Source organism: Nonomuraea sp. NPDC051298 (genome assembly GCF_055586305.1).
In genome coordinates this window covers 1-5,188 of record NZ_JBVJIM010000058.1, presented here as the reverse complement: position 1 = coordinate 5,188, position 5,188 = coordinate 1, and the positions used below count along the sequence as shown (strand labels likewise).

Here is a 5,188-nt window from a genome sequence, read left to right as displayed (position 1 = left end):
CCCTTGCATGATCGTGTGGCGGAGCGCGTAGTAGGCGGACTCGTGTTCCCATCGCTGATGGTAGAGCCTGACCAGGGCGTCGGCCGGGTAACGGCGGGCATCGGTCAATGTGGTGGCCAAGCGGTAGGTGCCGGTGAAGGTGGTGCCGTCGGCGCAGGTCACTGTTACGCGGGCCTCGATGACGCGGATCTGCAAGGCGCCGATCACCGACAGGTAGGAGCCGTCGGCGAGCATGGCCAGGATGGGGGTGCGCCGGTTGCTGCGCAGCCGGCCGAGCACCTGGGCGCCGGTGGCGCTGACCTGAGCGAGGAAGGCGTTGCCGTCGAAGCCCTTGTCCCATAACACGAGCATGTCCGGCTTCAGCAGGTGCAGCAGGCGGCGGGCATAGCCGCTCTCGCCCTTGCCGGTGGGGCCGAAGACCGCGCCGATCAGGGCCCGCGTTCCGGTCTCGACGAGCGTCATCAGCTCCGGCAGGGGATAGCCGCCGTGGCCAGGGCTGCCCAGCCAGGCCTGGTTACGGACGGTGTCGGGGGCCTTGAGAGAACTGCAGCCGTCGAAGGAGACCGTGCGGTAGACCACGAACTGTACTCCGGGCGTCGTGGGCTGGGCCAGCGGTCCGCTCAGGACCTCGAACAGGCGCTGCATCGGCGCGCCGCCGACCCTGCGGCGCAGATCACGCAGCGCTTTGGCAGTGGGCGTCACGACCGGCAAGGCAGCCAGCGAAGCCGTCAGCTTCTGCCAGACCAGCAGGTAGCCGACCTCGGGAAACAGACACATCGCCAGCAGGAAGTAGACCCCGACACGCGAGGGCAGAGCGCGCAGACGACGCTGAACGCCGCGGGTCTCATCAAGGACCGCATCGACGAGCTCGAACGGCACGAGCGCGGTCAACTCCCCCAAATGCCCGGGAGCGAACAGTCTTCCGGCCGTCGAGCGGGGCGAAGAGCCCGTCTCGACAGCGCGGGAAACAGCAGAGCTGGCATACTCGGCAAGCAACGGAGATCCAGTTCTTCGACGGCTGGTTGTGGAAGATCACCGTTCTACTGGATCTCCGTTCCCATGTCCTGAGAACTCGTGGGCTTGACAGCGCCACGGGCAACCTCAACTACCTGGCCTTGGGGGAAGCCCCCGTTGTGCTGCCCCGCAGGTGAGTGGTGGAGCGAACGTTTGCCTGGCTCGTCCGCTACCGCCGCCTGGTGCGCGTCTATGAGCGCAGGCCCGACCACCACGAAGCCCTGATCTGGTGGGCCACCGCCCATCAGATGGCCCGCCGCCTGACGCGCGAACTGGCAGGCCGGCCGCCCAGCAGTCGCTGGAACAACCCGCCGCCGCTGCCGGATCTGTTCCGCCCCGACCGGCGCGGCAAGGTCCTGCAACTCCTGACCGCTCAGCCATGGCGAGCCTGGAAAGGAGCCGAACTGGCCGCCATCCTCGGCATCGAGAACGTCAACAGCTTCCGCGTCCAACTGTTGCAATGGTCCCACCAGGGCTACATCAACAAGATCGGGCCCGCCCTCTACGGCCCGATGCCCACCAGCACTTAAGTCTTTGTCAGCAGGCTCTTACTCATAGGGGACGGTGCCGGGGTGTGGCCACGGGTGGGCGCTCGCGGGCGGGGCGGCGCGCGACAGCACGGGGCAGGCAGCGGCCGACGCCTCGTCGTGACGATTCGCGACACACCTGCGGGCCAGCCGGACATGACCCAGACATGAACGTCACCGACACCGAGCCGCCGGAGCGCACCCAGCGCTTCGGCCATCTCTACGAGCAGACGTATGCCGCGTTGCTGCGGTTCGTCGAGCGTCGCGTCCACCCCTCCCACGCCGAGGACGTAGTCGCCGATGTGTTCCTCGTCGCCTGGCGTCGCCTGGACGACGTGCCGACGGCGGTGGACGAGGCGCGGGCCTGGCTGTTCGGCGTCGCGCACCGCACTCTCCGCAACGGGTGGCGGGCTGATCAGCGGCGGCAGGCGCTCACCGTCCGCATCGCCGACGACCAGTTGACCGGCGCCGCAGCGGCCGGGCTGGACCCTGAACTGGTGGCACACCGGCTCGACCTCGTCCAGGCGTGGCGGCAGCTCAGTCCGCTCCACCAGGAGACGCTCGCCCTGGCCGTGTGGGACGGCCTCACAGCCCCGCATGCCGCGCGGGTGCTCGGTATTTCCCCCGTCGCGTTCCGGCTTCGGCTCACCCGGGCTCGGCGTGCCCTGCGCCGCCACGCCGACGCGGCTCCCCCTGCGAAAACCCAGCCCGTGGCCACCGCCACCCTCGACTCTCGGAGCACGCGATGAACGACATCCTCGACCACACCCTGCGCGACCTCGACCCCGCTGTCACCCCGGCCGACCTGGACACCAGCACCGACCCCAAGGCTCGTTCCCTGCTGGCCCGGGTGGTGGCCACCGACCCGATGGACGCGCCCGCACCGACGACCAGCAGCCCTCGCGTGCTCACCGCCCGGCGGCTCACCATGGTTGGCGGAGGTGTGGCCGCAGGCATCGCGGCGGCGTTGCTGCTGCCCGGAGTGTTCGGCGGCGGCACGGCGATGGCGGCGTGGACCGCGACGCCGCACACGGTGAGCGGTGACCGGGCCGCCGAGGCCCAGAAGAAGTGCCTCGACAAAGCCCAGGACACCGCCGGGCGCACGACCGGGCGCGAACTCGGCTTCCGGCCCGTGGTGACCGAGGGGCGAGGGCCGTGGACGCTCGTCTACGTCAACGACGACAGCAGCCACCTGGCCGAGATCACCTGCCTGCTCCGCGATGGCGACCTCGTCGGCATGCACGGCAGCACGCCGGGACCCGGCGCGCAGCCGCGTCCGCCGGTTCCCGCGGGGTCGGCGCGGGCGTCCCTCGGCGCGGGCACGAGCTCGAGTGAGGAGAGCGTGCGAACGGTGACCGGCAGGGTCGGCACCGGTGTGGTCGGCCTGGAGCTCGCCACGGAGGCGAAAGGCAACGTCACCGCGACCGTCACCGGCGGCTACTTCGCGGCCTGGTGGCCGGACGCGCCGATGACGGAGGAGCGCGAGAACGCCTCACGTCGGGGCGGCGTCAAGGGCGTCACGACAATCCTCCAGGACGGGTCGCGGCACAGCGTCTCCCTCGAGGAGCTCACCGGACGGACGAGCACGCAGTTGAACACACCGGCCACGGGCGGCTCCGTCAAGCTCGACTGACCTGACCACCCGCTGGGTGCCCCACCTCACGGTGCGGCACCGCGGCATGGTGGGTGGACGGACGCGGCGCGGCGAGGTGGTCCCGCCAGCAACGGTGACGGTCCGGGGCCGCCTACGACCCCGGCCGTCCCGCCATGCAGCAAAGGTCCACCTGCTCGCACCGGTACCAGGAACCGGCGAACGCACGCCAGGTGAGCGTCTCGGTGACCTGGGGTGGCACGTGGCGTGGCTCGGGCGGCGCGGGTGGCGCGTTGCCGCCGATCACCAGGTCGGTCACCTTGGACCGCCCCGGCGAAGTTGGAGGCTAGACCGCGTGTCCTTTTCCGAAGTTGTGTGCACAGATATCCTGGGCTTTCGGGATCTGTGCGCGACGGTGAGGTCCCGGCATGGACAGGCGGTAACATGCCCCGCTCAATGATCTGCGCCGCCCGCATGAGGCGTGTGACGTGGCGGTACGCCAGGCGGAAGTGATCGGCCGGTCGGCCGCCAAACCCCAGGCTGTCACCAGCACGGGATCACGCTGGCGTACCGGCCCAAGAGGATTCCGCACTTCGGGCGACGTTCAAGCGACTGATCGGCACGATGATGCAAATAGTGCACGAACTGCCCGGCACCACCTTCTCCAGCCCGGCAGAGCGTGGCAGCTACGACAGCCAGGCCAGCGCGGTGCTGACCGTCGCCGAGCTGAACCGGTGACCAGCCGTCATTCCCCTCAAACCGTGGAGACGGTCCTATGCCACAGCGCCCCTCACCAGGGCCGATGATGCTTGCCTCTTCTCGATCACCCGACGCTCGAATGCGGCAGGCGGCAGCCCGTCGTTGGCGCTGTGCCTCCGCTTGACGTTGTAGAAGTCCGCAATCCAGGTCGCGATCTTCAGCCAGGCCTCCGCACTGGTACGAAGTGGTGTGACGGCGCCCAAACTCGACTTCAGGGTGCGGTTGAGCGACTCGGCGGCTCCGTTGTCGAGCGCGCCCGACCCGGCCCATGGACTGCACCACCCCACGCTTGCGGCATTCGGCCCGGTAGCGGGCAGCGGTGTACTCCGAGCTGCGGCCCGAATGGAAGATCACCCCGTCCACGCCGCCGCCCCTGGTGGCGACAGCCATCTGCAGCGAGGCGACCGTCAGCGCCGCGTCGTGATGCTCTGACATGGCGTAGCCGAGCAGCCGACGGCAGAACAGATCCTCGACTGAGGCCAGGTACAGCGGCCCCTCATCAGTGGTGATCATTGTGAATCGACGTCCACCTCGTCCTCGGCAACGACTCTCAGAAACCTGGCGAGGTTCTCACCACAGGCATCGACGTACTCGCCGGACACCACCACTCCCGAAAGGCGGGCGCTCTCCCTGTGGGACACCCAGGCCCTGGGATCAGCGTTCACTTCGTCCGTGACCACGAGCCGCATGACCATCTGAACGTCACAGTGCCGCGATTCACCGTCACCTCCGCCCAGGACCTGCTGGACCTGCCCCAGGTAGTCGGCCTCGCCACAGTGACCGACACCACGTGCGGGCACTTCCCCGTCATCAGCACGATGCCGCTCGCCATCACCCACGCCCAGCAGAACGCCTTCGCCACCTTCCAGGCCAACGGCTTCCAAACTGCCGCAATCACTGCCACTGCGGCGGTCGCCGGCGGGGTGACACCGCGGCCTCCTTATTGCGCCAGCACATTGACGTCGACTTCGTCCATCCCTTCGGGTTCCTCACCGTCGACCGCCGGAGCCACCTGATCCTCACTGCCGGTTGGGTCGCCGAGCCCGAAACGTGGGCATCCGGAAGCTGGTGACAGCCCCTGAAACCTGAACGTGAAGACAGAGCACACGGCTGGGACGCCTTCCGACAGGCACCGGTGCGACGCCATAGCCTCGGATACGCCTCTACCTTGCGGCCTATGACACCGGCCCGGGCGGAGGGCCGACTGAGAGCGGCCGTGGAAAACTCCAGGTGAGCGGTCATGAGAGTCGAGTGTGGCGGTCATCACGGATTCCTGGCTGATGGCCATCGGGTCTAG

Annotated in this window: 7 protein-coding genes and 1 pseudogene; 3 read left to right on the top strand and 5 right to left on the bottom strand. The window is 68.7% G+C overall.

Annotation, left to right across the window (positions count from 1 at the left end; genetic code table 11):
* Nucleotides 1-900: transposase domain-containing protein (locus ACZ6S0_RS52815; RefSeq protein ID WP_465928724.1), on the bottom strand; the 900-nt coding region annotated here is incomplete at its 3' end.
* 254 nt (nt 901-1,154) lie between these two features.
* Here ACZ6S0_RS52815 and ACZ6S0_RS52810 point away from each other — a divergent pair.
* The 3 genes from ACZ6S0_RS52810 (at nt 1,155) to ACZ6S0_RS52800 (ending at nt 3,174) form a co-directional block, all read left to right on the top strand.
* Nucleotides 1,155-1,544, top strand: a complete 390-nt coding sequence (locus ACZ6S0_RS52810) for a hypothetical protein (RefSeq protein ID WP_465928722.1) — start codon at nt 1,155-1,157, stop codon at nt 1,542-1,544.
* A 164-nt stretch (nt 1,545-1,708) separates the two neighbouring features.
* The gene (locus ACZ6S0_RS52805) at nt 1,709-2,290 is read left to right on the top strand and encodes an RNA polymerase sigma factor (RefSeq protein WP_465928720.1); all 582 of its coding nucleotides are present in this window, start codon (nt 1,709-1,711) and stop codon (nt 2,288-2,290) included.
* On the top strand, nt 2,287-3,174 hold the full coding sequence (locus ACZ6S0_RS52800) for a hypothetical protein (RefSeq protein WP_465928718.1): 888 nt from the start codon (nt 2,287-2,289) through the stop codon (nt 3,172-3,174). Before ACZ6S0_RS52805 ends, ACZ6S0_RS52800 begins: the two co-directional genes overlap by 4 nt.
* A 112-nt stretch (nt 3,175-3,286) precedes the next feature.
* On the opposite strand, the gene ACZ6S0_RS52795 is transcribed toward ACZ6S0_RS52800, so the two are convergent.
* The 4 genes and pseudogenes from ACZ6S0_RS52795 to ACZ6S0_RS52780 form a co-directional block, all read right to left on the bottom strand.
* Nucleotides 3,287-3,451 carry a hypothetical protein gene (locus ACZ6S0_RS52795; protein ID WP_465928716.1) on the bottom strand — a complete coding sequence of 55 codons (165 nt, stop codon included), beginning with the start codon at nt 3,449-3,451 and terminating at the stop codon, nt 3,287-3,289.
* A gap of 454 nt (nt 3,452-3,905) precedes the next feature.
* Complete coding sequence (locus ACZ6S0_RS52790; RefSeq protein ID WP_465928714.1) at nt 3,906-4,178, bottom strand: integrase core domain-containing protein; 273 nt, start codon at nt 4,176-4,178, stop codon at nt 3,906-3,908.
* 25 nt (nt 4,179-4,203) lie between these two features.
* Nucleotides 4,204-4,404 (bottom strand): annotated as a pseudogene (locus ACZ6S0_RS52785) (DDE-type integrase/transposase/recombinase); the annotation flags it as partial.
* The gene (locus ACZ6S0_RS52780) at nt 4,401-4,775 is read right to left on the bottom strand and encodes a hypothetical protein (protein WP_465928712.1); all 375 of its coding nucleotides are present in this window, start codon (nt 4,773-4,775) and stop codon (nt 4,401-4,403) included. The pseudogene ACZ6S0_RS52785 and the gene ACZ6S0_RS52780, both read right to left, overlap by 4 nt.
* Between the last annotated feature and the right edge of the window lie 413 nt (nt 4,776-5,188).